Origin of the sequence: Bradyrhizobium sp. AZCC 1577 (genome assembly GCF_036924575.1) — a bacterium.
In the GTDB taxonomy this organism is placed as follows: domain Bacteria; phylum Pseudomonadota; class Alphaproteobacteria; order Rhizobiales; family Xanthobacteraceae; genus Bradyrhizobium.
This window is the reverse complement of sequence record NZ_JAZHRQ010000001.1, coordinates 4387872-4413577: the sequence shown is the minus strand read 5'-3', so window position 1 is coordinate 4413577 and position 25706 is coordinate 4387872. Positions and strand designations below refer to the sequence as shown.

At 63.1% G+C, this 25706-nt stretch carries 24 protein-coding genes and 1 pseudogene; 5 read left to right on the top strand and 20 right to left on the bottom strand.

The window, feature by feature from the left end:
• Nucleotides 1-26: 26 nt before the first annotated feature.
• The 7 genes and pseudogenes from proS to V1278_RS20840 all read right to left on the bottom strand — a co-directional run bounded on the left by proS (nucleotide 27) and on the right by V1278_RS20840 (nucleotide 7398).
• Entirely contained in the window at nucleotides 27-1346 is a 1320-nt protein-coding gene (gene proS / locus V1278_RS20870; RefSeq protein WP_334362959.1) for a proline--tRNA ligase, read from the bottom strand.
• Nucleotides 1347-1437: 91 nt separating this feature from the next.
• A pseudogene (locus V1278_RS20865) lies at nucleotides 1438-2000 on the bottom strand (IS110 family transposase); the annotation flags it as partial.
• Nucleotides 2001-2186: 186 nt separating this feature from the next.
• Nucleotides 2187-2693: a copper chaperone PCu(A)C gene (locus V1278_RS20860; RefSeq protein WP_334362960.1), complete on the bottom strand. Its 507-nt coding sequence runs from the start codon at nucleotides 2691-2693 to the stop codon at nucleotides 2187-2189.
• A 111-nt stretch (nucleotides 2694-2804) separates the two neighbouring features.
• Nucleotides 2805-3311, bottom strand: coding sequence for a TlpA family protein disulfide reductase (locus V1278_RS20855; protein WP_334382069.1), 507 nt, complete (start codon nucleotides 3309-3311; stop codon nucleotides 2805-2807).
• Complete coding sequence (locus tag V1278_RS20850; RefSeq protein ID WP_334382068.1) at nucleotides 3308-4522, bottom strand: sialidase family protein; 1215 nt, start codon at nucleotides 4520-4522, stop codon at nucleotides 3308-3310. The genes V1278_RS20855 and V1278_RS20850 overlap by 4 nt, the downstream gene beginning before the upstream one ends.
• Nucleotides 4523-4551: 29 nt before the next feature.
• On the bottom strand, nucleotides 4552-6933 hold the full coding sequence (locus tag V1278_RS20845) for a TonB-dependent receptor family protein (RefSeq protein ID WP_334382067.1): 2382 nt from the start codon (nucleotides 6931-6933) through the stop codon (nucleotides 4552-4554).
• A gap of 93 nt (nucleotides 6934-7026) precedes the next feature.
• The gene (locus tag V1278_RS20840) at nucleotides 7027-7398 is read right to left on the bottom strand and encodes a DUF2946 domain-containing protein (RefSeq protein WP_334382066.1); all 372 of its coding nucleotides are present in this window, start codon (nucleotides 7396-7398) and stop codon (nucleotides 7027-7029) included.
• Between the two features lie 463 nt (nucleotides 7399-7861).
• On the opposite strand from V1278_RS20840, the gene V1278_RS20835 reads away from it, so the two are divergent.
• From V1278_RS20835 to V1278_RS20820, 4 genes are all read left to right on the top strand, one after another.
• A complete protein-coding gene (locus tag V1278_RS20835; RefSeq protein WP_334382065.1) occupies nucleotides 7862-8281 on the top strand; it encodes a globin in 420 nt (139 codons plus the stop codon).
• A gap of 158 nt (nucleotides 8282-8439) precedes the next feature.
• Nucleotides 8440-9459, top strand: a complete 1020-nt coding sequence (locus tag V1278_RS20830) for a sugar ABC transporter substrate-binding protein (protein ID WP_334362966.1) — start codon at nucleotides 8440-8442, stop codon at nucleotides 9457-9459.
• A gap of 6 nt (nucleotides 9460-9465) precedes the next feature.
• Entirely contained in the window at nucleotides 9466-10968 is a 1503-nt protein-coding gene (locus V1278_RS20825) for a sugar ABC transporter ATP-binding protein (RefSeq protein WP_334382064.1), read from the top strand.
• Nucleotides 10969-10978: 10 nt separating this feature from the next.
• Entirely contained in the window at nucleotides 10979-12016 is a 1038-nt protein-coding gene (locus V1278_RS20820) for an ABC transporter permease (RefSeq protein WP_334382063.1), read from the top strand.
• A gap of 93 nt (nucleotides 12017-12109) precedes the next feature.
• On the opposite strand, the gene V1278_RS20815 is transcribed toward V1278_RS20820, so the two are convergent.
• The 4 genes from V1278_RS20815 to V1278_RS20800 form a co-directional block, all read right to left on the bottom strand.
• Complete coding sequence (locus tag V1278_RS20815; RefSeq protein ID WP_334384224.1) at nucleotides 12110-12505, bottom strand: (R)-mandelonitrile lyase; 396 nt, start codon at nucleotides 12503-12505, stop codon at nucleotides 12110-12112.
• 334 nt (nucleotides 12506-12839) lie between these two features.
• The gene (locus V1278_RS20810; protein WP_442893752.1) at nucleotides 12840-13463 is read right to left on the bottom strand and encodes an Isoquinoline 1-oxidoreductase subunit; all 624 of its coding nucleotides are present in this window, start codon (nucleotides 13461-13463) and stop codon (nucleotides 12840-12842) included.
• On the bottom strand, nucleotides 13460-15643 hold the full coding sequence (locus V1278_RS20805) for a xanthine dehydrogenase family protein molybdopterin-binding subunit (RefSeq protein WP_334382062.1): 2184 nt from the start codon (nucleotides 15641-15643) through the stop codon (nucleotides 13460-13462). Before V1278_RS20805 ends, V1278_RS20810 begins: the two co-directional genes overlap by 4 nt.
• A 3-nt stretch (nucleotides 15644-15646) precedes the next feature.
• Complete coding sequence (locus tag V1278_RS20800) at nucleotides 15647-16108, bottom strand: (2Fe-2S)-binding protein (RefSeq protein ID WP_275186306.1); 462 nt, start codon at nucleotides 16106-16108, stop codon at nucleotides 15647-15649.
• Nucleotides 16109-16368: 260 nt separating this feature from the next.
• On the opposite strand from V1278_RS20800, the gene V1278_RS20795 reads away from it, so the two are divergent.
• A complete protein-coding gene (locus V1278_RS20795) occupies nucleotides 16369-17262 on the top strand; it encodes a LysR family transcriptional regulator (protein WP_334382061.1) in 894 nt (297 codons plus the stop codon).
• On the opposite strand, the gene V1278_RS20790 is transcribed toward V1278_RS20795, so the two are convergent.
• The 9 genes from V1278_RS20790 to nuoN all read right to left on the bottom strand — a co-directional run bounded on the left by V1278_RS20790 (nucleotide 17250) and on the right by nuoN (nucleotide 25695).
• On the bottom strand, nucleotides 17250-17687 hold the full coding sequence (locus tag V1278_RS20790; protein WP_334382060.1) for a putative quinol monooxygenase: 438 nt from the start codon (nucleotides 17685-17687) through the stop codon (nucleotides 17250-17252). The genes V1278_RS20795 and V1278_RS20790 overlap by 13 nt on opposite strands.
• A gap of 14 nt (nucleotides 17688-17701) precedes the next feature.
• On the bottom strand, nucleotides 17702-18493 hold the full coding sequence (locus tag V1278_RS20785; protein ID WP_334382059.1) for a carboxymuconolactone decarboxylase family protein: 792 nt from the start codon (nucleotides 18491-18493) through the stop codon (nucleotides 17702-17704).
• A gap of 305 nt (nucleotides 18494-18798) precedes the next feature.
• Nucleotides 18799-19278, bottom strand: a complete 480-nt coding sequence (locus V1278_RS20780) for a hypothetical protein (RefSeq protein WP_334382058.1) — start codon at nucleotides 19276-19278, stop codon at nucleotides 18799-18801.
• 246 nt (nucleotides 19279-19524) lie between these two features.
• Nucleotides 19525-20835: an S-methyl-5-thioribose kinase gene (gene mtnK / locus V1278_RS20775; RefSeq protein WP_334382057.1), complete on the bottom strand. Its 1311-nt coding sequence runs from the start codon at nucleotides 20833-20835 to the stop codon at nucleotides 19525-19527.
• 125 nt (nucleotides 20836-20960) lie between these two features.
• Nucleotides 20961-21236: a DUF1467 family protein gene (locus V1278_RS20770; protein ID WP_028345796.1), complete on the bottom strand. Its 276-nt coding sequence runs from the start codon at nucleotides 21234-21236 to the stop codon at nucleotides 20961-20963.
• A gap of 6 nt (nucleotides 21237-21242) precedes the next feature.
• Nucleotides 21243-21647: a methylmalonyl-CoA epimerase gene (gene mce, locus V1278_RS20765; protein WP_334362976.1), complete on the bottom strand. Its 405-nt coding sequence runs from the start codon at nucleotides 21645-21647 to the stop codon at nucleotides 21243-21245.
• Between the two features lie 67 nt (nucleotides 21648-21714).
• Entirely contained in the window at nucleotides 21715-23385 is a 1671-nt protein-coding gene (locus V1278_RS20760; RefSeq protein ID WP_334382056.1) for a ribonuclease J, read from the bottom strand.
• On the bottom strand, nucleotides 23385-24197 hold the full coding sequence (locus V1278_RS20755) for a biotin--[acetyl-CoA-carboxylase] ligase (protein ID WP_334362978.1): 813 nt from the start codon (nucleotides 24195-24197) through the stop codon (nucleotides 23385-23387). Before V1278_RS20755 ends, V1278_RS20760 begins: the two co-directional genes overlap by 1 nt.
• Nucleotides 24198-24258: 61 nt before the next feature.
• Nucleotides 24259-25695: an NADH-quinone oxidoreductase subunit NuoN gene (gene nuoN / locus V1278_RS20750; protein WP_334362980.1), complete on the bottom strand. Its 1437-nt coding sequence runs from the start codon at nucleotides 25693-25695 to the stop codon at nucleotides 24259-24261.
• Nucleotides 25696-25706 lie beyond the last annotated feature (11 nt).

Genomic DNA, 25706 nt, shown 5'->3' with positions numbered 1-25706 from the left:
CCAACATATCGGCCGCAGTGGATATCTTATCCCGCGATCTTCGCCACCACTTCCGCCGGACTGAGATTCTCACGCGAGCCGTCGCTGCGCCGCTTGATCTCGAGCTTGCCCTCGGCGAGGCCCTTCGGCCCGACCAGAATCTGCCAGGGGATGCCGATCAGGTCGGCGGCCGCGAATTTCGCGCCGGCGCGCTGGTCGGTATCGTCATAGAGCACGTCGACACCCTTGGCCTGAAGCTCGCGATAAAGCTTCTCGCAAGCGCCATCGACGGCTGCGTCCCCCTGCTTCAGGTTCAAAATCACGGCCGTGAACGGCGCCACCGCCTCCGGCCATTTGATGCCGGCATCGTCGTGGCAGGCCTCGATGATGGCGCCGACCAGCCGCGACACGCCGACGCCGTAGGAACCGCCATGGATCGGCACGTCGACGCCGTCAGGGCCGGCCACCAGTGCCTTCATCGCATCGGAATATTTGGTGCCGAAGTAGAAGATCTGGCCGACCTCGATGCCGCGCGTGTTGACGCGCTTGTCGGCCGGCACTTCGCGCTCGTAACGAGCGGCGTCGTGGACGTCCTCGGTCGCAGCATAGACCGACGTCCATTGCTTGATGATCGGGGTCAGATCGCCGTCGTAATCGACATCGTCGGGCGGAATCGGCAGGTTCAGCACATCGCTGTTGCAGAACACGCCGGACTCACCGGTTTCCGCCAGCACAATGAATTCGTGGCTGAGGTCGCCACCGATCGGCCCGGTCTCGGCGCGCATCGGGATCGCCTTCAATCCCATCCGCGCGAAGGTGCGCAGGTAAGCGACGAACATCCGGTTGTAGGACCGGCGCGCCGCTGCCTCGTCGATATCGAAGGAGTACGCATCCTTCATCAGGAACTCGCGGCCGCGCATCACGCCGAAACGCGGGCGCTGCTCGTCGCGGAACTTCCACTGGATGTGATAGAGATTGAGCGGCAGGTTTCTGTAGGATTTGACGTAGGCGCGAAAGATCTCGGTGATCATTTCCTCATTGGTCGGCCCATACAGCAACTCGCGCTTGTGGCGGTCGCTGATGCGCAGCATCTCCGGGCCGTAGGCGTCGTAGCGTCCGCTCTCGCGCCAGAGGTCGGCGAGCTGCAGCGTCGGCATCAACAGTTCCAGGGCGCCGGCGCGGTCCTGTTCCTCGCGGACGATCTGCTCGATCTTCTTCAGCACCCGGAAGCCGAGCGGCAGCCAGGCGTAAATGCCTGCCGCCTCCTGCCGCATCATGCCCGCGCGCAGCATCAGCCGATGCGAGACGATCTCCGCCTCTTTCGGATTCTCTTTCAGGATGGGTAGAAAAAACCGCGACAACCGCATGGGACAACTCGAGGAATCAGTGGGCTACCGGAAGAGGTGCAGTGAAACCGGATCGGCTGCGAAAACACAAGGCCGGAAGCCGCGAAAAATGCCGAACCGCGAGCAGCGCCTTGGCGATCATCTGCAGGTGCGGGTGGCCCGCCACGAGTTCCTCGATCCGTCCCGCGAACTCCTGCCTGCTCGTTTTGCCAACCTTTAAGCCAAAACCGCGCAGGATCCCGCGCAGACTGTTCTCCACGTCGAGAAGCTTCAATTGCACCAGCTGCGTGCCGTCAGCAACGATCGAGTCTCTTGCGCACTCATCGATTTGCAATGCACCGGCCGGAACCAGCCCAGCCGCATCAGTTGCGCGATGCCGCGTGCATCGTTGCGGTCCGACTTGACCGGCATCGCCTCGAACGCCTTCCGCACGTGCCGCGTCTCCAGCAGTTCCACGGCAAGGCCGGCTGCCTTCATTGCTGCAAACAGCCATTGCGACAAAGGTCCGGCCTCCAGGCCGATCCGTTCCAGGCCGAAGCCCAGCGAACCGAACCAGGCGATCAGGGTTTGCGGCTCGCTCGCCACCTTGGCCTCGCGCACGATCTTGCCACTAGCGTCGACAACGCACACGCTCGAGCATTCCAATGACGCGTCGATTCCTGCATAATACTCCATGGTCGTCTCTCCCTGATGCTTGGAGCGAGGCTCATCCCTCTGACTCCGTAACACCATCAATGTGAGGGACGACCGCCCGCCTTCCAGGCACGCCGCGCGAAGCGCGCTACCCAACAGCGCCGTAGCAAGCGCGGCTTGCCTGGAAGGCGGACCGGGGCCCGTTACCCCATCTACACAAGCCGCTCGCTATTTCTTCATCCCGGAATGATCGTGCTTCATTTCACCGCCGGATGGCCCCTGCGCACCGACGCCCTGCACGTCGAGCGACAACGTCACCTTTCCCGCCTTCTCGAATTCGAGGGTGACCGGCACCTTGTCGCCCTGCTTGAAGGGCTGCTTGAGATCCATCAGCATCAGATGATAGCCGCCCGGCGCGAGCTTGACGGTCTTGCCCGGCTCGATCGGCAGGCCCTTGTCGAGCGGCCGCATCGTCATGACGCCGTTGTTCATCGCCATCTCGTGAATTTCGACCTTGCCGATGTCATCGCCCGAGCCGCCGACGAGCTTGTCCGGCGCGCTGCCCTTGTTTTCGACCGTGAGATAGCCGCCGGCGATTTTTGCACCGCTCGGCGTAGCGCGGCTCCAGGCTTGCTTGATGACGAGGTCTCCGGCCTTGACCTCCTGGGCGTGTGCGGGCGTGCCCAGGAGAGCAAACAGGGTGGCGAAGGCGAACAATGGCAAGACAGGTTTCATCGGATGTCTTTCGATTTCTGAAGTATGGCCGCCAAACAACGGACGGCCGAGGCCGCCGTTGCATTAACGTGAGAATGCAACGTTCATGTTCACAATAGCGGGATTGCGTCCTTATTTCTTCGCGGCCTTTTGCTGAACCAACCATTTTTCGAGGTCCGGTATTTCTGCCGAACCTTCGATCGTGGTCACGGTTCCATCCCGCCCAATCAGGAGCGTGCGCGGGATATCACCCTGCCAGGCTGGATCAATCTCAAACCGAAGGCGTTCGACGAAGCCGTCGCTGAAAATCCAGTTCTCCGCCGATCCCAGCCCGGCCTTCTCCAGCATCGCGCGCGTTGCGCGGTCCAGATTCGGAACAAGGTCGGCACTGACCATCACAACGTCGATCTCGGAATGGTCCTTCATGAATTGTCCGAGCAGCGGCAATTCGACCTTGCAAGGACCGCAGGTGACGCCCCAGAAATGCACCAGCGTCGGACGTCCGGCGTGCGCACGCAGCACGTTCTGCCAGCTTCCCCGCACGAACGGCTTGAGCGTGAGCTCGGACGGCATCTCGGCGCCGGGCGCGGCGCCCAGACAGGCAACGAGGAATATGACGGCGAGCAGGAGGCGTTTCATGAACCGTCTCCGATCGGTAGAAGGCGATAGCCGTCGGCCTTGGTCATCCACGAAAGGTAGACCTTCTGCCCGTCACTGACCAGCAATGGGTGGTCAGACGTATCAGTCGTCGTGGCGATCACGACCGGCTTTGACCAGCTCTTGCCCTCATCATGCGACGTCATTGCGTTGACCGCGGTTTTCTCGCCATTGAACTCTTTCCAGACCATGGTGGCGCCGCGCGGGCCGGCAAGCACATAGGGCCGCGTGGGATTGCGGTCGGAACGGCCGAGCGGAAGCGGATCGGAAAACGTGCGCCCCTGGTCTTGCGAGCGGGCATAGAACAGCCCCTTGCGCATCTTGCCGTTGGTGTACCACGTCACGTGGTGAGTGCCGGCGGGCGAGATCGAAAGACTTGGCCCGTGATGCGGGCACGCGGCAATCTGCCAATCGTCGTTGCTGACGCGGCGAGCCTCGCCCGGCGTCGCAGGATCGGCGAACGTCATGATCGCGTGATCCCGCACACCGCCTTCGAAGATATTCCTGAACACCACCACGGGACGGCCCGGGCCCGCGAACGCCAGGCCGAGCCGGCAGCATTCGCAGGTGTTGTCGGCTGCGAGGTGCGTCTCGGAATAGGTCGCGCCGCCATCCTTCGATGATGCGAAGAACAGCCCTGCCCCTTCATATTTCCTGCCCTCCTCACGCGCAGGCACCCGGTTGCGCTTGTCGATCCAGGCCGCAAACACCGAACCGTCAGCATCGAGGCCGAGCGCGACAAAGCGCTGGCTCTCGTTGCTTGAGGTAATCGGCCGCAACTCGGAAAAGCTCTGGCCGCCATCGGTCGACCTCGTGGTCAGCACCTGACCATTGAACGCCTTGTCCCGGAAGCGCGAAAACGCCAGCGCAATGCCGCCGTTCTTTTCGATGACGATCTGCGGACGCGCATCCGGACCCCAATCGAGGTTGAGCTTTTCTTTGGTCACCTGAACCGGCGTCGAAAAGCTGCGCCCCTGATCCTTCGAACTCGCGACCGATATCTGGCCTCCCGCCATCCAGGCGAGCCACAGCGTTCCGTCCGGCGCGAAGGCCGGCATGACCTTCGACGCACAGCGCAAGGCTGTCTCCTCGCACGCCGCTTCCGAGGCGTGCTGATGATGGCTCATTTGCGCTTGCGCTGCACTTTGGCAAAGCGAGAGGGCGAGCATCGCGAGCAGGCTCATTCGCAGCATGGCTTTACTCCTCCTGCGTTGTTGTCCGGTCATTTGAACGCCAGCTTCATTCCGGCGATGAACGCACGCGGGGAACCCGCGTAGATCGAGCCGGTCGTATTCGCCAATACGCTGGCGGGATTCTGGATACCGCCTGCCGTCACCGAATTTGCGATGTTGTTCGCTGAAGCCACATAGGTCCGGTCGAACACGTTCCTGACTTCGACATACATGCTCAATGACTTGAAGTAGTCGGACTTGAGGTCCGTATTGTAGTGCACGTTGAGATTGACCAGTTCGTAACCGGGCGCCTTCAAGAGATTGGCGTTGTCCATGTAGAACGAATCCTTCCACTGGACTTCTACGAATGCTCCGAGGCCGGCAAGCGGCCCCCACATCTGCTCATAGCCAAGACGCGCCGTCAGTTCGTGCGGCGAGATGCCGGGAATCTTGTTACCTGCACGGTTGAAGCTGAACGTCGCGCCGTTGACGATATTCTCGGTGTATTCTGTATAGACCTCGTCGAGATAGGTGTAGGCGGCCGTGAAACGCCAGCCGGGGTAGAACTTCCAGTCGGCGGCCAGCTCTACGCCGCGATGTTCGGATTTCGGGGCGTTGAACGTGAAGCTTGCATTGGGCGCGCCGACCTGGGTGGCTTGCGAGACCAGCTCGTTTTTGAAGAATTCGTAGAAGCCGGTCGCGCTGAATTTGAGCGCGTTATTCGGCGTCCAATCGAATCCGATGTCGTAACCGACGTTCTGCTGCGTCTTTAGCTGTGTATTGTTGCCGTTCTGGCCGTTCGGGAGGACGAAGAGATTTCCGACCTGCGGGGTGCCGTAGCCGGTGGCGACGCGCGCGCGGAACAGCCATTCGGGATTCAGCTTGTAGAGCAACGCGAGCTCGGGCGCGGTGTTCTGAAATTGCCGATCGGCGGTCGTCGTGGTGATCGTCGGCATCGGAATCGGCGAGTTTCCGTAATTGTACGCGGAATTGATCCCCTTCAGATGCGTGGTTTCCCATCCGATGCCGGCAATAGCGGTTAATTGCGGCGTCAGCTTCAATTCCTCGCGAGCGCGAACGCCATAGTTCGTGGTGTCGCTCCAGGTATTGCTTTGCAGAAGGCCGAGCTTCGCATTGCCTCCCGGCATGACGTGGCGTGAGTCGCTTGACGCGGTCAGCGTGTTGTAGAACGCGCCGAAATATGTCGTCGATTCCATGCCGAGGATTTCGCCGCGCTTGGTGACGTCGCTCATGTAGTTATACGACGGGAAATCGCCGATCGCGCTGGTCGCTCCCGTCGGCTGGCTGATATTGCGATCGTCGAACACGAACTGGTTGCGCCAGGTGGTCGTGTTGTCGAAGTCGTGCTCCCATCTACCGCCGACGATGGTGCGGCGATCTTCGCGGCCGAGCCCGGCCTGGATGGCCGTGATCGCAGTCCTTGTGCCGTTGAAGCCGTTGTTGAGGAGGTTAACTGAGGCGCAGCCGGCGACGCTCGCCATGTCGCATCCCTCCTGGAACGGGTTCTGATAATACTGGTTGAGCGACAGCCGGAGCGGCAGCCTTGTATCGAGATTGTTGTTGATGAACTTGACGGTGAAGCGGTCATCGGGCGTGGCCTGCAACGTGCCTAAAAAATTCACCGTCTGGGTATTGAACCAGCTATTCTGGATAAAGCCGTCGCCGCGCGCGTCGCTGGCGAACAACGAATACTCGAAATTGCCGACCTTCTTGCCCGCGGCGAGATAGTTATTGAGATAGCCGAAGCTGCCGCCATCGACGCCGTATTCGACCCCGTCGATGGTACGCCCCGGGCGGGTGCGGAAGTTGAGCGCGCCGCCGGTGGCAAAATTGCCAAAGAGCGCTGACGACGGTCCTCGAATGACATCGATCGCGCCATAGGCCTTGGGATCGATCAGGTCGCTGCGGGAAAGCCCGTCCGGCTGCGTGACCGGAAAGCCGTCGTCAAAGATCACGAGGTTGCGGATGGCAAAGCCGTTTCGGGCGTTGGAACCGCGGATCGAGATGCCGATATCGCGCGGCCCGTTGCCCTGTTTCACCGAGATACCCGGGCTCTCGCGCAGCACGTCGGCCACGGAGAACGACGGCCGGTTGTCGAACTGGCTACGATCGATGGTCGTCTCGGTCTGGCCATTCGGCGCCTGGTAAAGCAGCGCGCGCGCCACGCTCGGGGTAATGCCCGCGGTTAGCGACGCTGAAGGCGCTGGGTTGGCCGCAGGTGGCCTTACCTGCGTCCGGGCAGACGCGCGAACGGCCGGCTTTCGGGCCGCAGGTCTGGCGGTCGCCGCGCGCGGCGCGTCGACGGTCACCGCCGGCAACGCCGTCTGGGCGGTCGCGTTCGACGGCGTGAGGGATAGCGCACTACCAAGCACAAGCAGGCTCGCGCTTCCCAAAACACGATGGGGGTACATAAGACATTCCTGACGCCAGCGCTTTGACTGGCTTGCTCAATTGAACGAACTGGCACGGCCGCGGCCGCACCATTTGACGAAGGTCAAGTGAGGTCAGGAAATGGAAGGAGGCGCGCGCGCCTGCGCGTGGCTGCCGGCGCGAGCGTTTGTCAACCGGAAAGCAAAGTCGAACCAAGCCACCTGCTCGGCAACCCGATCGACGTCGATCGCCGCAGTCTGCGGCACGTGGACCGGCGCACCTGTCTGCAGCACGCTGCAAACCGAACAGCATCCGTCATGGGCGCGATGGTTGGCTTGGTCAGCCTGCCCGGCATCGGGGGCGCCATTGCCATGGCAAATGATGGCGCCAGCGAGCGGATCGGAGGCCGCGATGCTCGCCGCCCAGCATGCGCCGATCGGTGCAAAAATCTGCACCACCAGAGCAATCAGGACAATTGGCAGAAAATTCTTCAGCCGTCGGCGCATCGCAAACCCATCCGCTTCAGACCTTAATCACCCTTGGAGTCCGAAGTCGAGATCAGGTTCCTGGAACTATGTTGCAGCTTCAAGGAGAGATGCTGGCGAAAAGCGACGCGTTTTGCATCATTTGGAGGGCGCCTTACCCCGATACCAAGCCCCGGGCGAATTGGAGCTAAATCCACAACCTTCAGTCGTAAATTCCCAATCATTTCGCAGAGTGCTGGAATTTTGAACAAACGTTGCCGAAATTGGTGACAAGACGAAAAAGATGGTCTACCAATTCGGGCTCAGGCTTGCCGACAGGCAAAGCTTGGTGGTCCAAGTCTCGGGAGGAGCCCTGACGCGCACAAGCAGCGTCGCCTCGACAATCAAGAGCAAATCTCACTTTTCGAGGAAATTAAGGGTCGACACAATTTTTGAGCAGGGCTTGGTGCCCTGCTCTTTTTTTTCGCTACGATCGCAAACGACAATGACGGCATCGTCAAATCCGATCGAGCGAAGTTTTGAACTGGCCGCCGAGCGCTGCGAAGATCTGACGCCGGTGGTCTATCACCGCCTGTTCGAGGCGCATCCCGAAGCGCGGACGATGTTTCGGACTGAGGGCAGCGAACTCGTCAAGGGCTCGATGCTGGCCTTCACGATCGATGCCATCTTGGACTTTGCCGGCGAGCGTAGCGGGCATTTCCGCCTGATCGCATCGGAAGTTTCATCACACGATGCTTACGGCACGCCGCGGGAATTGTTCGTCGCGTTCTTCGGCATCATTGCGCAGACGCTCCGCGACATCGTCGGAGCGGACTGGTCCGACGAGATCGACTCGGCATGGCGGAAATTGCTCGGCGAGATCGATGGCCTCGTTGCAGCGCAGTGTGAAAATAGCCAGCCCTGACCACGGCCGATTGGCCGAAACGATTCCCTGGACGTCCTAGTGCCGGCGATCAAGTCATTCGGTGGCGCAAACGCGCCGAGTGTGAAAGACTGCCTCGATCCGCGGTGCGTGCAATCGACGCCGACGGCCATAACAAACGACAAGCGAGGGAGCAAACGATGTCCGGAACTGACAAAACGGCAACGACCAGGCGCGACCTTCTTCAGGCCGCGGGCGCGGCTGGCGCAGCCACCGCCCTGCTCGGGGGACTGGGTATTAATCCAGCGCTGGCGGCAGCCGCCCGTTCAGAGAAACCGTTGAAGGCTGCGTTCTCCAATGCTGGCCTGCAGGCGACCTGGTGCGCCCAGGGCAAGCAGGCGGCGGAATGGTGGGGCAAGCTGTTCAACGTCGAAGTCACCTGGTTCGACGGCCAGCTCGACGCGGTCAAGCAGCGCGCGGCGATCGATAACATGGCGTCGCAAAAATGGGATTTCGTCGCCATCCAGGCATTCGGCATCGGCACGCTGACCCAGCCCGTGCAGAAGATGATCGATGCCGGCATTCCCGTGATCGACATGGACACGCTGATCGCGCCGCTCGATCAGATCAAGGTTCATTCGTTCCTGGCGCCCGACAATGAATTCATGGGCGCTTCGGTGACCCAGGCGCTGTGCAATGCCATGGGCGGCAAGGGCAAGATCATCATGACGCAGGGCGCGCTCGGCCATACCGGCGCGCAGGGCCGCGCCAAGGGCTTTAACACGGTGGTGAAGCAATTCCCGAACATCGAGGTGCTGGACACTCAGCCCGCGGATTGGGACGTCTCGAAGACGGCGCGGCTGTGGGAGACCTATCTGACAAAGCACCCGCAGATCGACGCGGCCTTCTTCCACAATGACGACATGGCGCTGGCCGCCTACAACATCATGAAGGCGCGCAACCGCACCAACATCCTGATCGGCGGCGTCGACGCCATGCCGCCGGCGATCCAGGCGGTGAGCGAAGGCCGCATGTTCGCGACCGTCCGCAATCCCTCCTGCCGCATCCACGGCGGCGCCATCATTGCCGGCGTCGCCGCGGTAACCGCGGGCGAGAAGAGCGGACAGGGTATTCCAAAGCACGTCATCACCGACGGCCCGGTCGTAACAAAGGCCAATGCCGCCGGCATGCAATGGATGGAGGACCATTTCCTGATCTGAGTCAGCATGCCCGTGGGACTTAAGCCCATCCTCGAACTGCAAGAGATCACGAAGGCCTTCGGCGGCGTCGAAGCCCTTCGTGGTGTCGATTTTGCGCTTTCTCCCGGCGAGATCCATGGTCTCGTCGGCGAGAACGGCGCGGGCAAAAGCACGCTGATGAAGATCATCGCCGGCGTGCATGCCGATTTTTCCGGCCGCTTTATCCTGGACGGCGGGGAAACCCGATTTCGATCGGTGCGCGACGCGCATGCGGCGGGTATCGCGATGGTGCATCAGGAACTGAGCGTGGCGCCAGATCTGTCGGTGGCCGAGAACGTGTTTCTCGGCAACCAGCCGACCAACCGTTTTGGTTTCGTACAGTGGCGGCGCATGGCACGCGAGGCCGGCGAGCAACTCAAACGTTTCGGCATCGCCGTCGATCCGATGTCGCGGCTCGGCGACCTGCCGATCGGCCTGCAGCAACTGATCGAGATCGCCCGCGTGCTGTTCTCCGGCGCCCGCATCATCATCCTCGACGAGCCGACCTCGGCGCTGTCCCCGCCGGAAGTGGAGCGCCTGTTCGCGACCCTGAAGCGGCTGCGCGACGAAGGCACCAGCATTGTCTTCATTTCGCATTTCATCGAGGATATCCTGCGCGTCTCCGACGTCGTAACGGTGTTCCGCAACGGCAGGAAGGTCGCCGAGGCGAGGGCCGCCGATACCAACAAGCCCGCGTTGATCGAGGCCATGATCGGCCATGGCCGCGAGGCGCTGGAGGAGACCTACACGCATGACATCATGCTGCCGCCGCCCGCCGAGAAGCCGGTGGTGCTGAACGCGAGCGGGCTGTCGCTCGCCCGCAGCCTGCGCGACGTTTCGTTCGACGTCCGCGCCGGCGAAGTGCTGGGCATCTACGGTTTTATGGGGTGCGGGCAGCTCGAACTGGCGCGGATCCTGTTCGGCAAGCTCAAACCCGACCAGGGCTCGCTGGCGATCGCCGGAGAACAAAAAGCCTTCCGCAGCACGGCCGGCGCGCGCCGCGCCGGCATCGCCTTTGTGCCCGAGAGCCGGCGCGACATGCTGTTCCACCAGGAGCCGGTCTACAAGAACATCTCGATCAGCGTCCTCGACCGCATTTCATCCCTGCTGCTGAAGCCCTCGCGCGAACGCGAGATCGCCGCGCGCCAGGTCGACCAGTTGCGGATCCGGCCCGCCGCGGTCGAACTCGATCTCGGCATGCTCTCGGGCGGCAATCAGCAGAAGGTCGCGCTGGCGAAGTGGTTGAGCTATCCGCCGCGGCTATTGGTGCTGTGCGAACCGACCCGCGGCATGGATGTCGGCGCCAAGGACGACGTCATCCATATCGTCAGGGATTTGCGCGCCAAGGGGCTCGCCGTCATCGTGCTCTCCACCGAGCCGGAGACGGTGCTGTCGCTTGCCGACCGCATCATCGTGCTCAAGCGCGGCGCAGTGGTGCGCGAATTTTCCAACGAACGGATCAGCAAGGACCGCCTGCTCGAAGCGGCGTGAGGAGACCGACATGACTTCAGGTGAAAGCGTGAGAGTCCCCGCTTCCGATCGCAAACGCCCGCACCGGCTCGCTGTGATGCTGCGCTCCCAGATGCGCAACATCGCGCCGTTCCTGACGCTGATCTGCCTGTTCGGCTTCTTCGCCGCCGCCAGCCCCTCGTTTGCAACGCTCGACAATCTCGGCAACATCCTCACCCAGATATCGGTCACCGGCATCATCGCCGTCGGCCTCACCTTCGTGATTCTCTGCGCTGAAATCGACCTCTCGATTGCCGCCATCGCCAACGTCACCGGCATTGCAGTCGCCTATTTCACGCTGCAGGAATCCTACGTCAACATCGCCAACGTGCCGATGCCCGGATGGGCCGCCATCCTCTTGGCGCTGGCGCTCTGCGCCCTGCTCGGCCTCGTCAACGCGTTCGGCCTGACGGTGATCGGCATCCCCTCCTTCATCATGACGCTGGCGATGATGCAGATCGCGGCCGGCATCTCGGCGCTCCTGGTGCGCGGGCAGATCGCCTACAAGGTCCCTCCGCTGGTCACGACGCTCGGGTCGACATCGATCGGCGGGATTCCCTGGATCGTGATCGTGGCGGCCTTGATGCTGCTCGGCGGCCATCTGGTGCTGACCTATACCCGCTTCGGCCGCTACGTTTACATGGTCGGGGGAAATCGCGAGGCCGCCGAATATTCCGGCCTCAACGTCAAGCTCATCCTCGGCAGCGTCATGGTGATATCAGCCGTCTGCGCCGGCATCGGCGGCATGCTCGGCGTCGCCCATTTCGGCAGCGCGCAGCAGAACGAGTTCGACACCTATCTTCTGGATTCAATCGCCGCCGTCGTGGTCGGCGGCACTAGTCTCTTTGGCGGCCGCGGCGGCATCGGCAACACCATCGTCGGCCTGTTCGTGCTCGGCGTCCTCAACAACGGGCTCGATCACGTCAACATCGACAGTTTCCTGAAGATTCTAATCCGCGGCCTGATCCTGCTGGCCGCGCTGGTGATCAACGTCTATGCGCAACGATTGCAGGAAAGGACGGCGGACTAAAGGATAGCCCGCTAACGTTAGCGCGATGCACGGTGACCCAGCTATCAGTTCGCAGCAGAGCCTTGATTGCGCGGCGCTCGCAGCCTGACGAGCTCATCTTCGGTATTGTTCGTCGGTGACGTGCTCCAGCCAGTCGACGTTCTTGCCATCCTGCAATTCGTTGACCGCGATATGAGTCATCGCCGTGGTCGGCGTCGCGCCGTGCCAATGCTTGAGGTTCGGCGCGATCCACACCACGTCGCCGGACCGCACCTCCTCGACCGGGCCGTTCTCGCCCTGGACCCAGCCGACCCCCGCAGTGATGATGAGCGTCTGACCGAGCGGATGCGTGTGCCAGGCAGTGCGGGCTCCCGGCTCGAACGTGACGGTTCCCGCGCCGGCGCGCGCAGGATCTGGCGCCTGGAAAAGTGGATCGATCCGTACATTCCCCGTGAAGTACTTCGCCTCTCCCTTGCGGGATGGTTGCGAGCCGGATCGTGTGATCTGCATGGCTCCGGTCCTTCCTTGTGTGGCGGCAGCCATGGGCTGGACCGCGGCGACGCCGGTGAATGCCACGGCCGCAATGCCGCAGGTCGAGCCAAGCATGCCTCTGCGAGTGATCATCAGGCGTTCCGAATGGTTGCGGCGTCCGCTGTGGATGCCCCGCGGCGATGATGGCAGATTAGAAAATGGCTCTGGCGCGACTAGCCGCTAGGATCCGCAAGGACCTATAAGCTGGAGCAATAATTGCGCGCGGGAGTTTCGACGACCGATGCGAAACGCTTTTGATAAGCCAAGACTCGCAGGGACATTCCTGGCGGCACACGGCGCTAATACCTCGGCCTCATGAGGGCGGGCAATGTGCGCCAGTATCAGCCCAGGCCCGCAGCAAGGCGCCGAACGCGGCCTGCGTGCCCGGCGCTGGCTCGCGGCCCGGGCCGGGCGACCAGCCCCAGCCCACGAGCGAGTCCTCCGCCATGTGGTGAAGGAGCGCGGCCATGTCCTTGCCGCCGTTGCGGTTCGGATCCTTGATCTGCGCGCAGATCTCGCCAAGCGTGCGCCCCTCCCAAGCCATCGACGCCGGGGCGAGGTGCCACTGCGGATGGCCGGGCACGCGGGCGGCATCGAAATTCGCGGTGTGGTGGCAGGTGTTGCAGGTCATGCCGGGCACGCCGTGCCCGTCGGCCCCGCGCACCACGAGCGGCTGATGCGGCCGCATCGCGTCGCTCTGCAACGGTCGCTCGGTCGCCGGGTGGCAGTTCACACAACGCGGATGATGCAGCACCTTGCCGGCCTCTTCGAACAGCGCGATCGAACGCGCCTGTTGATCGGCGATGCTCTGGAAGCTCGAGACGGGGCGCAAGTCCTTCGCGGTAGTCTGTTGGCGGGTGGTCTGCGCCACCGCGCCCGCGACCAGAACCGTGACGGCGGCCACGCCCGCCGCGAGGAAAGCCTGTGCGCGCATCATGCGATCGCCCTCACCAGTGGCAGGCGGCGCGGCCGCCCGAGGCCGAGCCGTGCCATTGCGTTCGCAACAGCGGGCCCGATCGGTGGCACGCCCGGCTCGCCGACGCCCGTCGGCTTCTCGGTCGAGTTGACGACGCGCACCTCGACCTGAGGCATCTCGTGGATGCGCAGCACGCGGTAAGTGTCGAAATTCGTCGGCACCGGCCGGCCCTCGTCGAGAGCCACCTCGCCATAGAGTGCCGCGCCGACACCGAAGCCGATGCCCCCTTCCATCTGCGCGCGGATCACGTCCGGATTGACCGGCACGCCGCAATCGACGGCGCACCAGACCTTATGCACGCGCGGGCCGTCATCGCCGGCCGAAACCTCGGCGATCTGGGCGACGTAGCTGTCGAAGCTCTTCACTACGGCAACGCCGCGGGCGCGGCCATTGACCGGGCTGGGCCCGGACCATTGCGCGAGCTCGGCCACGGCGCGCAGCACGCCAGCCTCGCGCGGTGCCTTGCCCATCATGGCGAGCCGGCCCGCCACCGGATCCTGCCCTGTCGCCTGCAGGAGTTCGTCGACGAAGCATTCGACCGCATATCCGGTGTGCGTATGGCCGACGGAGCGCCACCACAGGACCGGCACGCCGACATCCGTCGTGTGCAGATCGCAGCGGAAATCGGCGATATCGTAGGGAATTTCTTTCGCGCCCTCGACCGACGTGGCGTCGATGCCGCCCTTTGCCATCACGGCCTCGAAGGGCGAACCCTTCAAGATCGATTGGCTGACGACGGTGTCGGTCCAGGCGACGATCTTGCCATCACGGAGGCCGCCGCGCAGGCGGTGCACGATGAGCGGACGGTAATAGCCGCCGCGGATGTCGTCCTCGCGCGTCCAGACGAGCTTCACCGGCCGGCCAGGGCCGATCGCCTTCGCCACCTCGGCCAATTCCGCCGCCAGATGACTCGTCTGCTGCGCCCGGCGCCCGAAACTGCCGCCGGCGAGCATCGTTTCCAATTCCACCTGCTCCGGCTTGAGCCCAAGCACCTTGGCGATCGCCTGGTGATCGAGCGTTTGCAACTGGCTGCCGAAGCGGGCATGCGCGCGCTGTCCGTCCCAGCGCAGGAAGCCGTCGAGCGGCTCCATGGGGGCGTGCGCGAGATAGGGGAAAACGTATTCGGCTTCGATGATTCTCTCGGCGCGCGCGAGCGTCGTGATCGCGTCTCCGTGGGCGCCGGCAATGCGGCCAGGCCGGCGTGCCAGCGCGCGGTATTCCTCGATGAGCTGGTCGCTGCTGCGCTTCTCGGCGGCCGACTCGTCCCAACTGATGCGCAATTGTTCGCGCCCCTTGATCGCCGGCCAGGTGCCGTTGGCGTAGACGGCCACGCCGGTCGGCACCTGCTTGACGTCGACCACGCCCTGGACCGCGCGTGCCGCGCTCGCATCGAAGGACGCGACCCGGGCGCCGAACCGCGGCGGGTGCGCCACGACGACGGTAAGCATTCCGGGTTCGCGCATGTCGATCGTGAACTGCGCCGTTCCGTTGGATTTCGCGGCACTGTCGAGCTTCTTGACCGAGCCGTCGTCGCGGCCGATCAACCGGAAGGCGGACGGGTCCTTGAGCGGCGGGTCGGCCGGGGCCGGCTGGCGTGCAGCTGCCTCGGCGAACTGCCCAAAGCGGCCCTCGCGACCGGACCCGGCATGGCGCAGCACGCCGCGCTCGACCGTGATCTCCCGCGCCGGCACGCCCCAGCTTTGCGCCGCGGCGGCGACCAGCATGGCGCGCGCAGTCGCGCCCGCCTTCCGCATCTGATCGTACGAATTGGCGATCGCGGTGGAGCCGCCCGTGCCCTGCACGCCGAAGGCCAAATTCTTGTAGAAGTCGGTGTTGGAGGGCGCATGCTCGGCCCGCACCTTCGACCAGTCGGCGTCGAGCTCCTCGGCGACAAGGGTTGCGAGACCGGTGAAGGGACCCTGGCCGAACTCGATATGCTTGATCAGTACGGTCACCGTATCGTCCGCGCCGATGCGAATGAAGGCGTTGGGCGCGAAATCAGTGCCGCCGGCGGCGCGACGGAAGGCGTGCGCCGCGCCCGATTGCGCGCGCGCCATCTCGGGCAGATAAAGGCCGATGACGAGGCCGGCGGCGCCCTTGAGCATCGCGCGGCGTGAAAGCGCAGCATCGTGGATCGTCATGGCTCAGCCCTCCAGCGCGCGGGCGGCGTCGTGGATCGCGGCGCGGATGCGGACGTAGGTGGCGCAGCGGCAGACGTTGCCGTTCATTGCGAGATCGATGTCGCGGTCGCTCGGTTTCTTGACCTGCTTGAGGAGCGCGACGGCGCTCATCACCTGGCCTGACTGGCAGTAGCCGCATTGCGGCACGTCGCGCGCGATCCAGGCCTGCTGTACCGCCTCGGCTTCCCGCCCGGAGACGCCCTCGATGGTGGTCACCTCGCGGGTGCCGAGCGCCGAGATCGGCAGGGTACAGGAGCGCATTGGCTTGCCATCCACGAACACGGTGCAGGCGCCGCATTGTGCGACACCGCAGCCGAACTTCGTGCCGGCCAGGCCGAGCGCATCACGCAGGACCCAGAGCAGCGGCGCGTCATTATCGACATCGACGCTCTGCATGGTACCGTTGACCTTGATCGCGAGCGCCATTGCTGCCTCCCGGTTTGCTGAGCACTGATTGATGCAGACGGCGGCCTATGCGCCGCCCCGCGGGCATCGAATAACTACTCCACCTCCTGACCGGTTCCCGGGCTCCGAACACGATTCATCGGTGAGCAGCATGTGCGATGTGATCGCAGCTTCGGGAAGCATCGCGTTGCCCGATGCCTCGGGCCACGATGACAATTAGGGCATGGCTCTGCCGCGACTAGTCCCTATAATCTGCAAGGACTTATTAGGTGGTGCAATAAATGCCGCGCGGCAGCTTCGACGACCTTCGCTACCTCATCGCCGTCGCCCGGGAGCAAAGCTTTACCAAGGCGGCTGGAAAGCTCGGCGTGTCGCAGTCGGCTCTCAGCCAGACGATCCGTCAAATTGAAGAGCGTCTTGGCGTGCGGCTTCTCACCCGCACGACCCGCAGTGTCTCGCTGACCGAAGCGGGTGAGCGGCTGGTGCGGACGGTGGCACCCCGCTTCGAGGAGATTGAAGCCGAGCTCGAGGCCTTGAGCGAACTTCGGGAAAAGCCCGCTGGCACCGTGCGGATCACGGCCGGGGACCACGCAATCAAGTCGGTCCTCTGGCCGAAGCTGCAGAAATTCCTGCCGGATTACCCTGATATCAAGGTCGAAATCGTTATCGACTACGGCCTGACGGATATCGTTGCCGAGCGCCATGATGCCGGCGTGCGCTGGGGCGAGCAGATTGCGAAGGACATGATCGCGGTGCGGATCGGACCGGACATCCGCTTCGCCGTTGTCGGCACAAAATCCTACTTTGCGAAACGAGCAGTCCCACGAACGCCGCAGGATCTGATCGATCACAACTGCATCAACCTGCGCCTGCCGACCTATGGCGGCACTTATGCCTGGGAGTTCGAGAAGGACGGGCGCGAGCTGAAAGTACGCGTCGAGGGCCAGCTCGTCTTCAACGGCATTTTCCAGGTGCTGGATGCCGCCGCTGCCGGGCTTGGACTAGGCTTCGTGCCGGAGGATATTGCGCAGCCTTATCTCGCGAAGGGACGCCTGAAGCGCGTGCTTGAAGAGTGGTGCCCGCCTTGGTCGGGCTACCACCTCTATTATCCTCACCGCCGTCAGTCTTCACCGGCCTTTGCCTTGCTGGTCGACGCGCTGCGCTACCGGGGATAACAGCGTTCAAGAGGAGGCGTACCGGTCGCCCTCCACTTTGCCTTGGCGCCGAGCATAAGGGGGTCCGTCCGGACAAGTTTGAGTGACTTGACCATCTTCTCCGTCGTGGCCTTATATTTTTTGAAATGAGCGGATTCCAAGTGCGACTTGTACGCATCCGCATCCCTATAGATTTCAAAAACCCTGATGCTGGCGGGATTATCCTTTTCAGACATGGCGTATAAGACCAGAACTCCTGGCTCCAGGCGAATAGCAGCGTCGATTTGCTCCAGAACCGCAGCCTTGTAGCTTTCCAACTGAGCGGGATCGATTTCCAATTCTGCTAGCTGTACGTATTGGCCTTGCGTCTCCTGGGTAAGCGCGGGCCCGCACAGACATAACGTCAGCACCGCGGCCCTAAGAATTAGAGGCTGCTTAATGCTCATGTCGGCCTCCCAAATCAACGGGGACGCTTCTCGAAGACATCTTTCGCGACCGGCAGCGCCGAGAAGGCGTTGGGCCAACCTGCATAATAGGCGAGATGCATGATCGCTTCGGCGGCCTGCTCTTGCGTCAGGCCATTATCCATCGCCCGATTGAGATGGTATGGCACCTGCGCGACCTGGCCCGACGCGATCAGCGCGCTGACGGTCACGAGACTCCGGTCACGTGGTGCGAGGTCCGGGCGTAACCATAGATCGCGGAACAGGACATCGGTGGTATGTTGAACGAGTCCCGGAGAGGTGGCGCCGAACTGCTGCCCGACCCGTGCAACGCGGTCGGCCTCCGCGGCTTCGTTTAGCGGCAGGGACTGAGGCGACACGGGAGGGAGCTGATCGGGTCCGACTCCGCGCTGGGCAAAGACGTCCCTGGCGGGTCCTATTGCCGCGAAGGCGTTCGCCCAACCCGAATAGAACGCCAGATGGGTAATGATCTCGGAAAGCTCGCCTGGCTTGACGCCATTATCGAGCGCCTGATTGAAATAGTGAGGCATCGGCAGGGTCAGCTCGCGGGCGATGAGCGCGGCGACCGTGACAATGCTTCGATCGCGCGGGCTCAGACCGGGCCGTTTCCAGACCTCGCCGTAAAGGCGTTCCTGCGTGTACTTCTCAAGAGCTGGAGCAACCCGCCGCACGTCTTCTGGCGACAGCCTCCTGCCCGTGACATTGGGTTGCTGCGCTTGTGCGAATGACGATGCCATCAAGAACACCGATGCAATTGTGGTGCGGAGAAACTTCACGTCGAACTCCATTCATGGGGTTTCTGTCGCTCGCCTGTATTCCGCATGGCGCAGGCGCCGCTTGGCGGAGCGATGAGCGCGAATTTCCCGATAGGTGCGGCGCACCACTGGCTTCAACACGCAGGCTGTCAGACCCGGCGTTGGTTCGTGTGCTTGTTATAGGCAGCGCCGAGCCATCCGATTAGGCGGCAGAATGCGCATGAAGCTATTAGAGTAGCTGATTAATCGTTCCGACGACATTCAGCCGCCGGCCCCTGTAACGAAGCTAGCTAGGGCGCGCGAGCACCATCGTCGGTACCTGGATGGCTCGGGCTTTACTACCCGGCTTTAGTTTCGACCAGGGCTGGAGCTGCGATCTTGTCCTTCATTTCCTCGCAGATCTTGCGTACCTCCGCCGTCAACAACGAGCAGCTCTCAATTTGAAGGAAGACGCGTTTGGCTTCCGCGCGGTAGCGCGCCGCGGTTTCCTTCAGTTCTTCGGTCACTGCGAGCGCTTCGCGGGTCATTGCCTCGCACTGCCTGGCCTGCTCGATGAGCTCAACGCCCAGGGCCTCGATGTCCTTCGCGGCGGCTTCATATTCGCGGACAACAGCTTCCGCTGACAACTTGCCGATCTCCGTGGCACCGTCGCTGTGCTCCACATAATCCGGCATCCCCAACTCTGGAGCGCGTACGGAAGGCGGCGCGTAGTCGGTCGGCTGGGATTCGCGAACTGACGGCAGTTTGCGAAACTCTTCTTCGATCTCGCGCTCGAGATCGATCGTATCTAAAATCGGCGGTTTTGTTGAACGTGCCATGGCAGCGCCCCCTAATGAAAAGAAATCTCTCGAAATGCGGCTTAGACGGTTAGCTCTCCCGTTGAGGCGAGCAACCGAATTGCTTGGGTAAGCTTGTTATTTAACCTTGACGTCCGCGCTGGCGGTTAATTCTGGAACTATCGAAGCTAAGGTCAACCCGACGGCAAGAACCAGATACCGGACTCCCGGTATCTGCCTAAAGCGGACATTGCCACCAGCCCCCTCCGTGCGCCGGCGGGACGGCTCTCACCTGGCGAAATCCGGCCACCAATCGCGCACGTCCCGGGTTGCCTTGGTCACGGCACCGATGGTCGGGAACGACGCCGTGTCCAACATCATCGCGCGCGCCAGTCGCAGGCTGCGCGCCTCGGAGATCGCCCGCCGCTTCGGGTCTTCGATCAATTCGAAATCGATGTTGTGCGCAAGCCCCAGAATGCGGCGAATGATTTTTGCCGCCGCGAATCCGATCGTGTCCTCAAACAGCCGCGTCATATAGGCCTGCCGCTCGGCCTCCAGCCGTGCGGCGCCGGCCTCGCCTTCGAACAGCGTCCGCGGATAGGCATCGCCTGCGGCTTGCGTTCTCCACAGCTCCAGGAACTTGCGAGCGAACTCCGTCCAGATACCCTCGACGGTCTCCAGCACCCACGCCTCGAAGGCGCGGCGCTCGACGGGCGAACGCTCGTGACCGGCGGACGCGAGATAGGCCATCAGCAGGTTGGCGATCACCGCGCCGATATCGAAGCCCATCGGACCATAGAACGCGAATTCGGGATCGATCACCTTGGTCTCACCTTCCGTCACCATGATCGATCCGGTGTGAAGGTCGCCGTGGATCAGGGCTTCCGGCGCGTTCAGGAATTTCAATTTCAGCCGCGAGATCGCGACGTGGAGGTCGAGGTCTTCGCGAAAGGCCGCCGCGGTCGCATCGAGCCAAGGCTGCGTCCAGCGGTTCTGTTCGGCGACACGGTAGGGATCGGTGAAGATCAGGTCCTCGGTGATCTTGCAGAGCGCATGGTTGCCTGCGAACGCAGCGATCCCCTCCTTCTTCTCGGCGGCTGATACCGCGAGGTCGGAGGACAGGAAGAGCGTCCGGGCCAGGAACGTCGTGACGTCCGCGACGAAGCGCGGATAGGTCGCGCCGGCCACCAGCCCCTTGCGCATGATGATGTGCGGCTCGAGCAGTTCCATGACGACAAGCGCGAGCGCCTCGTTGTGGTGCAGCACATCAGGCACCAGGCCGGGCGCCAGCCGGGCTTGATGCGTCAGCGCCAGATATTCGTAATGCGAGCGCGACAGCGGCAGCGGCCAGCTCTCGCCGACGAGGCGCACGTAAGGCAGCGCCTGCTTGACGGCAACGCCGCCCGCCGTTCCCTTGACGATGAAGACGAGATTGAGGTTGCCGTCGCCGACTTCGCTTATCAACCAGGAAGCCGGATCGCCGCCAAGACGTGCCGCGACCTCGGGAATTCCTGCGAGGTAATCCCGCAGATCGGCTTCATGCAGAATTCGATAGTCGTCCTGCCGCGGATCGGCCAATAATCGACGCTGTGAACTCATCCCCTGCCCCCTTGTCGGTGCGGGAGGCGCGCTCACTCCCGTTCCAGGAAATTCGATCCGAAATCGGCCTTCTTAATCAGATGATAATCGCAAAAGACACGTCGGCGAACGGCCAGATTGAAGTGTCAGAACGGCAGCCCCATCAGCTTCGACAGCCGTTCGATGTTCAGATAGCCCTGGTGATACGCCCACATCCCGATGCCGAAAATCACGGCCGAAACAATCGTGGTCCACATCAGTTTCCAGCCCATCCGCGCCATGACCGGCGCGCCGGGATCGGTGCCGGGAGCGCCCTCGCCGTCTTCATGCTGGCTGCGGACGCCGAACGGCAGCGTCGTGAACAGCACGACCCACCACAGCACGAAGTAGATCGCAAGCGCGGTGGAGATGCTGTAAGCCATCAGTATTCAAGCCTGTTCGATTTCGACGAGCGCGCCGGAGAAATCCTTCGGGTGGAAAAACAGCACTGGCTTGCCGTGCGCGCCGATCTTCGGCTCGCCGTCGCCCAGCACGCGCGCGCCCTGCGCAATCAAGGTATCGCGCGCAGCGATGATGTCGGGCACGTCATAGCAGATGTGGTGGATGCCGCCGTCGGCATTGCGCTCGACGAATTTGGCGATCGGCGAGGCCTCGCCAAGCGGCTGGATGAACTCGATCTTGGTGTTGGGCAGCGTCACGAACACGGTGATGACGCCATGCTCCGGCAGCGGCACCGCGCCGGAAATTTCGGCGCCGAACGCGCTGCCGTAGATCTTGGCGGCTTTTTCCGCGTCCTTGACTGCGATCGCGACATGATTGAGCCGGCCCAGCATGATTACTCCACTCCCTGCCTCTAGCGCTCCCGGCGAGGACTAGTGTCCGCCCGAAAGGTCTTTTACCTCAAACCGTTAGAACGTGAACGAGGCAAATCGGCTTCTTACCCCAATTCTCGGCAATGACCGCGCGGACCGCGCGCCGCACCGATTCCGCCGTGGCGTCCGCGTCGCGGCGCCGCGCCCGCGGCAGGCCTTCAACGGTCGAGACCACCAGGTCGAACACGATCTCGTCGATCAGCTCGCCGGCGGTATTCTTCTCGGGGATGCCGACGAGATCAACCTCGGGATCTTCGGCCAGCTCACCCTGTTCGGTCATGGCGATGGCGACAAAGGCGCAGCCGGCAAAGCCCATCCGGCGCCGTTCGACCACGGCGCGGGATTTGGAATCCTCCAGGATCGCGCCGTCCTTGTAGAGCCGCCCCGACGGCAATTCGTCGATGATGCCGGGATCGCCGGGCCCAAGCTTGACCAGATCGCCGTTGCGGCAGGTCATTACCTTGGGCACGCCAGCGGCGCGGGCGAGCTTGGCGTGCTCCGACAGATGCAGCGCCTCGCCATGGACGGGAATCAGTATCTGCGGGCGCACCCATGAGATCATGTCGCGCAGCTCGTCGCGGCGCGGATGGCCGGAGACATGGACGAGATCGTTGCGGTCGGTGATGACTTCGATGCCCTGAACGATCAGCCCGTTGATGATGGAGCCGACCGCCTTCTCGTTGCCGGGAATAGTGCGCGAGGAAAAGATCACGCTGTCGCCCTTGTTCAGCGTCACCTGCGGGTGGTCGTTGTTGGCGATGCGGGCCAGCGCGGCGCGCGGCTCGCCCTGGCTGCCGGTGCAGAGCGCCAGCACCTTGTCCGGCGGGAAATGGCCGTAATAGTCGGCGCCGCGAAAATTCTGCACGCCATCGAGATAGCCGGTCTCGCGGGCGACCTGCACCACGCGCTCCATGGCGCGGCCGACCACGACCACCTCGCGGTCGGCGGCCTTGGCGGCGTCGGCCACCGCCTTCACCCGCGCGACGTTGGAGGCAAAGGTGGTGACGGCGACCCGGCCCTTGGCCGCGCCGACCAGCTTCTTGATGGTGGCGGCGACCTCGGTTTCCGAGGGCGAGCGTCCGTCCCGCACCGCATTGGTGGAATCGCCGACCAGCGCCAGCACGCCCTCATCGCCAAGCTCGCGCAAGCGGCGCTCGTCGGTCGGCAGACCGATGATCGGGGTCGGATCGATCTTCCAGTCGCCGGTGTGGAGGACGGTGCCGACGGAAGTGTGGATCGCCAGCGCATGCGATTCGGGAATCGAATGCGCGACCGGAATGAACTCGACGGTGAACGGTCCAAGCTCGATGCGGCCGCCCGACGGCACCACTGTCACCGGGATTTTCGGCGGGTTGCGCTCGGCGGCGCATTTGGCCTCGAACAGCGCAGCGCTGAATTTAGTCGCATAGACCTTGCATTGCAGCTTCGGCCAGAGGTCTATAATGGCGCCGAAATGGTCCTCGTGGGCGTGCGTCAGCACCAGGCCCATCAGGTTGTTGCGCTCTTTCTCCAGGAAACGGATATCGGGCATGATCAGGTCGATGCCCGGCAGATGCTCCTCGTCGCCGAACGAGACGCCGAGATCGACCGCGAGCCAGGACCGCTGGTGGCGGTTGCCGAGCCCGTAAATCGATAGGTTCATGCCGATCTCGCCGACACCGCCAAGAGGCGCAAAGGTCAGTTCGTCCGGCCGCGCCATCAGGCAGCTCCCACCGACGCTGCCGCGCCGAAATAGACTTCGCCCGCCGTGACGGCCGCGCGCTTGCCCTCGGCGTTGCGAACGATCAGGCAGCCGCTCTCGTCGATGGTGTCGAATGTGCCTTCGACGGTCGTGGTTCCCGTGTTGATCGCGACCTGCTCGCCGAGACCGAAGGCACGCTCCAGCCAGGCTTTCCGAATGTCGGTAAAGCCGCGGCCGTTGTCCCAGATGCCGCGAAACTCAACCCAGGCGTCCGACAGCGCCGTGAAAAGCTCCTCCGCGCCGACATGAACGCCGAGCGCGGCAAGCGAGGTCGCCGGCGTAGGCGTGCCCTCGGGCGCGGCAATGACGTTGGTGCCGATGCCGACCACCACGGCGAGACGGTTGCCCGCCACGGCTTCAGCCTCCAGCAGGATCCCCGCGAGCTTCTGCCGCTCCGCCAGCACGTCGTTCGGCCATTTCAAGGCGAAGTTCAGGGGATCCGCACCGGCCCGGCGCATATTGGCTTCGATGCTGAGTTTCTGCAGCGCGCGTTCCAGCGAAAGCCCGGCGGCAAAGCCAAGCGTCGCCGCCACGGCCGGCGAAACATCCATGACTTCCAGAATGCTGCTGGCGAGGTTGCCGCGCGGCGCGCTCCAGGCGCGCTGCCGGCGGCCGCGCCCCGCGGTCTGCTCTGTTGTCACGAACCACATCGGCCCAACTTCGCCGTTCCGGGCGCGCGTCATGGCTTCGGCGTTGGTCGAACCGATCTGGTCGAAAGCGGCGAGACGGTAGCCCGCCGATGTGGCTTTGGGACCGAGCGAGAACGTCATTTCCTATTTCTGCGCATGATCTTCTCCGAAACCCGGGGCCCGCTTTCTGGGATCATGCACGCTAAAACAGCGACTTCGCCGCCGCCGTGGCTACGCTGACCAGCGGCCCCGGATAGACGAAGAAGAAGATGTTGAAGATACCGGCAACCGCCAGCACCGTGCGCAATTCAATGCGCATCGGCTCGACCTCGCCGGCCGGCTCGTCGAAATACATCAGCTTGATGATGGTGAGATAATAGAACGCGCCCACCACGCTGGTCAGCACGCCGATGACGGCGAGCGTGAACAGGCCCGCCTTGATCGCGGCCACGAACACGTACCATTTGGCAAAGAAGCCCGCGAGCGGCGGAATGCCGGCCAGCGAGAACAGCAGCATCGCAAAGAAGAACGCTAGCATCGGATTGGTGCGCGACAGCCCTGCGAAATCGCTGATCTGCTCGACCGCCTGCCCGTTGCGCTTCATGGTCAGGATGACGGCGAAGGAGCCGAGCGTCATCGCGACGTAGATTGCGATGTAGACCAGCACGCCCTGCGCGCCCTCCACGGTGCCAGACGCAAGCCCGACCAGTGCAAAGCCCATATGGCCGATCGACGAATAGGCCATCAGGCGCTTGATGTTCTTCTGCCCGATCGCGGCGAACGAACCCAGCGCCATCGAGGCAATCGCGACGAACACGAGGATCTGCTGCCATTGCGGGACGATGCCGGGGAAAGCGGTCAGCGTCACGCGGGTGAATACCGCTAGCGCTGCGACCTTCGGCGCCGAGGCAAAGAACGCCGTGACCGGCGTCGGCGCACCCTCATAGACGTCAGGCGTCCACATATGGAACGGCACGGCGGATACCTTGAAGCAGAGCCCGGCCAGCAGGAACACGAGGCCGAACACGATACCGACGCTGCCGGTCTTCACCGCCGCCGCAATGCCCGCAAAATCGACCGTGCCGGTGAACCCGTAGATCAGCGAAGCGCCGTAGAGCAGCATGCCCGAGGACAGCGCGCCAAGCACGAAATACTTCAACCCGGCCTCGGTGGACTTGGCGTTATCGCGGTTGCTTGCTGCGACCACGTAGAGCGCGAGCGACATCAGCTCAAGCCCGAGATAGAGCATGATCAGATCGGCGGCCGAGATCAGCACCATCATGCCGAGCGTGGAGAGCAGCACCAGGATCGAATATTCGAAAATGCGCCGCGACGGATCAGACAGAAATTCCGTCGACAGGATCAACGTCACCGCCGAGCCGATGATCGCAAGGATCTTCAGGAAGCGGGCAAAGTCGTCGACGACGAAGCTGCCGCCGAAGGTCGTGAGCTTGCCGGCCGGCAGCATCAGCTCCAGCGCGCCGGTGACGACGAGCAGCACGACCGCGAGGCTGGTGACGATTTTCGTGGTCCCCTCGCTGCGGTACGCGCCGAGCATCAACAGCGCCATGGCGCCGACGGCGAGCACCAGCTCCGGCAATACCGGCAGCAACTGATAACCTGCACTCGAAAAGCTCATGACGTTCTTAT

Bases quoted from the DNA above. Each gene is read 5' to 3' on its own strand.
- proS (WP_334362959.1), bottom strand. From the start codon at position 1,346: ATGCGGTTGTCGCGGTTTTTTCTACCCATCCTGAAAGAGAATCCGAAA.
- V1278_RS20860 (WP_334362960.1), bottom strand. From the start codon at position 2,693: ATGAAACCTGTCTTGCCATTGTTCGCCTTCGCCACCCTGTTTGCTCTC.
- V1278_RS20855 (WP_334382069.1), bottom strand. From the start codon at position 3,311: ATGAAACGCCTCCTGCTCGCCGTCATATTCCTCGTTGCCTGTCTGGGC.
- V1278_RS20850 (WP_334382068.1), bottom strand. From the start codon at position 4,522: ATGCTGCGAATGAGCCTGCTCGCGATGCTCGCCCTCTCGCTTTGCCAA.
- V1278_RS20845 (WP_334382067.1), bottom strand. From the start codon at position 6,933: ATGTACCCCCATCGTGTTTTGGGAAGCGCGAGCCTGCTTGTGCTTGGT.
- V1278_RS20840 (WP_334382066.1), bottom strand. From the start codon at position 7,398: ATGCGCCGACGGCTGAAGAATTTTCTGCCAATTGTCCTGATTGCTCTG.
- V1278_RS20835 (WP_334382065.1), top strand. From the start codon at position 7,862: ATGACGGCATCGTCAAATCCGATCGAGCGAAGTTTTGAACTGGCCGCC.
- V1278_RS20830 (WP_334362966.1), top strand. From the start codon at position 8,440: ATGTCCGGAACTGACAAAACGGCAACGACCAGGCGCGACCTTCTTCAG.
- V1278_RS20825 (WP_334382064.1), top strand. From the start codon at position 9,466: ATGCCCGTGGGACTTAAGCCCATCCTCGAACTGCAAGAGATCACGAAG.
- V1278_RS20820 (WP_334382063.1), top strand. From the start codon at position 10,979: ATGACTTCAGGTGAAAGCGTGAGAGTCCCCGCTTCCGATCGCAAACGC.
- V1278_RS20815 (WP_334384224.1), bottom strand. From the start codon at position 12,505: ATGCAGATCACACGATCCGGCTCGCAACCATCCCGCAAGGGAGAGGCG.
- V1278_RS20810 (WP_442893752.1), bottom strand. From the start codon at position 13,463: ATGATGCGCGCACAGGCTTTCCTCGCGGCGGGCGTGGCCGCCGTCACG.
- V1278_RS20805 (WP_334382062.1), bottom strand. From the start codon at position 15,643: ATGACGATCCACGATGCTGCGCTTTCACGCCGCGCGATGCTCAAGGGC.
- V1278_RS20800 (WP_275186306.1), bottom strand. From the start codon at position 16,108: ATGGCGCTCGCGATCAAGGTCAACGGTACCATGCAGAGCGTCGATGTC.
- V1278_RS20795 (WP_334382061.1), top strand. From the start codon at position 16,369: ATGCCGCGCGGCAGCTTCGACGACCTTCGCTACCTCATCGCCGTCGCC.
- V1278_RS20790 (WP_334382060.1), bottom strand. From the start codon at position 17,687: ATGAGCATTAAGCAGCCTCTAATTCTTAGGGCCGCGGTGCTGACGTTA.
- V1278_RS20785 (WP_334382059.1), bottom strand. From the start codon at position 18,493: ATGGAGTTCGACGTGAAGTTTCTCCGCACCACAATTGCATCGGTGTTC.
- V1278_RS20780 (WP_334382058.1), bottom strand. From the start codon at position 19,278: ATGGCACGTTCAACAAAACCGCCGATTTTAGATACGATCGATCTCGAG.
- mtnK (WP_334382057.1), bottom strand. From the start codon at position 20,835: ATGAGTTCACAGCGTCGATTATTGGCCGATCCGCGGCAGGACGACTAT.
- V1278_RS20770 (WP_028345796.1), bottom strand. From the start codon at position 21,236: ATGGCTTACAGCATCTCCACCGCGCTTGCGATCTACTTCGTGCTGTGG.
- mce (WP_334362976.1), bottom strand. From the start codon at position 21,647: ATGCTGGGCCGGCTCAATCATGTCGCGATCGCAGTCAAGGACGCGGAA.
- V1278_RS20760 (WP_334382056.1), bottom strand. From the start codon at position 23,385: ATGGCGCGGCCGGACGAACTGACCTTTGCGCCTCTTGGCGGTGTCGGC.
- V1278_RS20755 (WP_334362978.1), bottom strand. From the start codon at position 24,197: ATGACGTTCTCGCTCGGTCCCAAAGCCACATCGGCGGGCTACCGTCTC.
- nuoN (WP_334362980.1), bottom strand. From the start codon at position 25,695: ATGAGCTTTTCGAGTGCAGGTTATCAGTTGCTGCCGGTATTGCCGGAG.